The sequence below is a fragment of the bacterium genome (genome assembly GCA_035370465.1).
Lineage (GTDB): Bacteria > Ratteibacteria > UBA8468 > B48-G9 > JAFGKM01 > JAGGVW01.
The window spans coordinates 1-3,562 of record DAOOVW010000086.1 but is presented as its reverse complement, the minus strand read 5'-3'; the positions used below and the strand labels follow the sequence as shown (position 1 = coordinate 3,562).

At 32.1% G+C, this 3,562-nt stretch carries 3 protein-coding genes; all 3 read right to left on the bottom strand.

Features of this window, described 5'->3' with window-relative positions; translation table 11 throughout:
* Positions 1 to 136: 136 nt before the first annotated feature.
* Positions 137 to 1,096 (bottom strand): ABC transporter ATP-binding protein, encoded by a 960-nt coding sequence (locus PLW95_08020; GenBank protein ID HOV22601.1) that lies wholly within the window; start codon positions 1,094 to 1,096, stop codon positions 137 to 139.
* 472 nt (positions 1,097 to 1,568) lie between these two features.
* On the bottom strand, positions 1,569 to 2,627 hold the full coding sequence (locus tag PLW95_08015) for an ABC transporter permease (GenBank protein HOV22600.1): 1,059 nt from the start codon (positions 2,625 to 2,627) through the stop codon (positions 1,569 to 1,571).
* On the bottom strand, positions 2,624 to 3,562 hold a 939-nt coding region (locus PLW95_08010; GenBank protein HOV22599.1), incomplete at its 5' end, for an ABC transporter permease. The genes PLW95_08015 and PLW95_08010, both read right to left, overlap by 4 nt.

Here is a 3,562-nt window from a genome sequence, read left to right as displayed (position 1 = left end):
TGTTGTTTTACCACTTCCACTTTCACCAATTATACCAAGTGTTTCCCCTTTTTCTATATCAATATTTATATTTTTCAATGCATCAATTTTTTTGGTCATCCCATATTTATCTTTTATTACAAAACTTTTTTCCAAGTCAATTATTTTCCACAATTTCTCCATATTTAAAGCACCTCACATAATTTTCTCCTATTTTTACCTCTGCCGGAGAAAAATTTTTACATATTTGTTTTGTGTATGGACATCTTGGATGAAATGCACAACCAGAAGGAAGAGAAGAAAAATCAGGAACATTGCCCGGTATTGCTTTAATTCTTTCACCTTTTTTGTATTTTTCAGGAAGACATAAAATAAGTTTTTCAGTATACGGATGCAAGGGAGAAGAAATTATTTTTTTTGAAGATGCCTTTTCTACAATTTTCCCTGCATACATAACATAAATTTTATCTGAAAAATTTATAGCAAGACAAATATCATGAGTAATAAAAAGAACTGAAATATTATGTGTTTTTATAAGTTTTTTAAGCAGGTTAATAATATGAAAAGCAGTTGTTACATCAAGGGCAGTTGTTGGTTCATCTGCAATTAAGAGGGAAGGGCTGTTTATTATTGCCATACCAATCATAACTCTTTGTTGCATTCCTCCACTTAATTGATGAGGATACTGAAAAAAAACATCTTCTGACAGGTTCACTTCTTTGAGAACTTTAAAAATTTTTTCTTCTTTTTCTTTTTTATTTATTTTTTCTTTTATACATTCTGTCATTTGATTACCAATTGTAAAAACAGGATTTAGGTATGAAGATGGTTCTTGAAAAATCATACTTACTTTGTTTCCCCTTATTTTTGCAATGTCTTTTTCACTTTTTTCTGTTATGTTTTCTCCTTCAATGAAAATTTCGCCTTTTTCTATTTTTGCATTTTTTGGAAGAAGTTTCATTATTGATAAAGCGGTAAATGTTTTTCCACAACCACTTTCACCTACAAGAGAAACAACTTCATTTTTTCCAATAGAAAAATTCACATTTCTTAATATCTCTATTCTTTTAGAAAATGTATCCAATGATACTACTAAATTTTTTATTTCAAGTACCATAATTTAAATACTCCTTCCAAATCCTCCTTTATCCCCGTTGTGCTATCTGGAAGACGATAACGCACCAACTCTGAGAAACAAGGTAAGCAACTTCAGTCGGTTTGCAAAAGGGGGAAATTTTAACTCCTTTCTTTATCAAAGCATGTCCGTCAATGTCTTAGTGCGATAGTCCGCCAACGTATCAGTGGCGGAGGGGAGAAGGTGGGCTCGCCCGTAGGGCTATGCCCGAGGGGATGGATTTTCTGTAATTCTCCAAAATCCCCTCTCACTCCCCTTTGCTAAAGGGGAGAATTAAAAGGGAAAAAGCACCAACTCTGCTTTGCTACCCTTTGCTTCCTTAGTCGGTTTGTCAAAGGGGAAAATATTAAATCCCCCTCATCCGAGCCTTCTCCCCATCGGGGAGAAGGATATATCTTTTACCCCTTTCTCTCCTCTCCCCTGCGGGGAGAGGAAGAGGGTGAGGGGGAGCCCTTTATTTTAGTCCAGGGTCCATTAAATCCCTTAACCCATCTCCTAAAAAATTAAAACATATTATTGTTAAAAAAATAAAAAAACCTGGTATCAGCATCCATGGAGCAGATGTCAGAATTTTTAAATTTCCTATTGAGACAGAAAGCATATTTCCCCAACTTGGAAATGGTTCCTGTATGCCAAGCCCGATTAAACTTAAAGCACTTTCTCCGAGAATATATCCAGGTATTGAAAGAGTTATTGCAGTAATTGTATAAGAAAAAGTATTTGGGATTATATGTTTTGTTATAATTCTAAATGTTGAAAGTCCCAATGCTCTTGCAGATAAAATAAATTCTTCTTCTTTTATTGATAAAACCATTCCTCTTATTATTCTTGCAAGAGATGCCCATCCAATAAAACTTAAAATTATAACAATTAAAAAATAAATTTTGACAGTTGAAATATCTGTTGGGAAAGTCCCTCTTAAAGCAAGAAGAAGATAAAAAGAAGGGAACATCATAATTATTTCAACAAGACGCATAAGGAAATTATCTACTTTCCCACCAAAATAACCTGAAATACCCCCTAAAAGAAGACCAAGTATAAAAGAAATTGAAACACCAATCAGTCCTATTGAAAGAGAAATTCTGCTCCCATAAAGAATTCTTGAAAAAACATCTCTACCGTGTATATCTGTCCCAAACAAGAAAATTTTACCATCTCCTTCTGTGCCAAAAAGGCAATAATTAAAAGGGATAAAACCTAATATTTTTCTTTTTTCTCCTTTAACAAAAAATTTAACTTGATAAATTTTACTTCTGTCTTCCTCATACTTGTTTGTAATTGGATTTATTACTTTTGATTCATATACAAAAGGGATTATATGAAATTTTCTGTTTTCATCAATAAAATGAATTCTCGTTGGTGGAGATAAAGAAAAGTCCCTGAATTGTTTATCAAAAGGGTAGGGGGCAATGAAATCAGTTAAAAAAGAAAATACATAAAGAAGAATAATAATAACCAATGAAATGAAAGCAACAATATTTTTCCTTCTCAACTTATAAAAAAAACTTCTCATCTTAACCTCACTCTTGGGTCAGCAAAAGCAATCAAAATATCTGCAATTAAATTTCCAGCAATTAAAAGAAGTCCACTTATCAATAAAGAAGCCATAACAAGATATAAGTCCTGTGAAAGAACTCCTTCAAGTATAAGTTGTCCCATACCAGGCCAGCCAGTTACAATTTCAACCAATCCTGCACCTGATAAAATTCCAGAAAGTTCATATCCAAAAATTGTTATCATAGGATTTATTGCATTTCTTAAAGCATGTTTATAATAGACCTTATATTCAGGTAATCCCTTTGAACGAGCAGTAATAATGTATGGGGAATTTAAAGCAGAAAGGAAATTATTTTTCATAAGACGATAAAGAGAACCAATACCTGCAAGTGTTAAGGCAATTCCTGGAACAAGCAGATGTCTTAAATAATCACCAAACATTTCAAATGTTGACCTGTAAACAAATATGCTTCTTGTCCCTCCAATTGGTAGTACTGGATATTTTGCAAATAAAAATACAAGAAGCATTGCTATAAAAAAAGAAGGTAAAGAAATTCCAATATAAGCAATAAAAGAAAACAATTTTTCCTGCCATCTTCCATTTTTAATTGCAGCGAAAATTCCTAAGGGTATTGCAATTATCCATGTCAAAAACATTGAAAAAATTGAAAGAGCAAGGGTATTTTTAAGTTTTTGTTTTATAAGAAATGAAACAGGAATATGATATGAAAAAGAAGTTCCTAAATTAAAAGTTAAGATATTTTTTAACCAATAGAAATACTGGACTATAACTGGTTTATCAAGTCCAAATGACCTTCTCATTTGTTCTATTGTTTGTGGGGAGATTTCAGGGTTCATTTTTAGTTTAGAAAAATAATCACCAGGGGCTAATTGAATAATAATAAAGGAAATAAGTGTCATCCCGATAATTAAAGGTATGAATTGTAATAG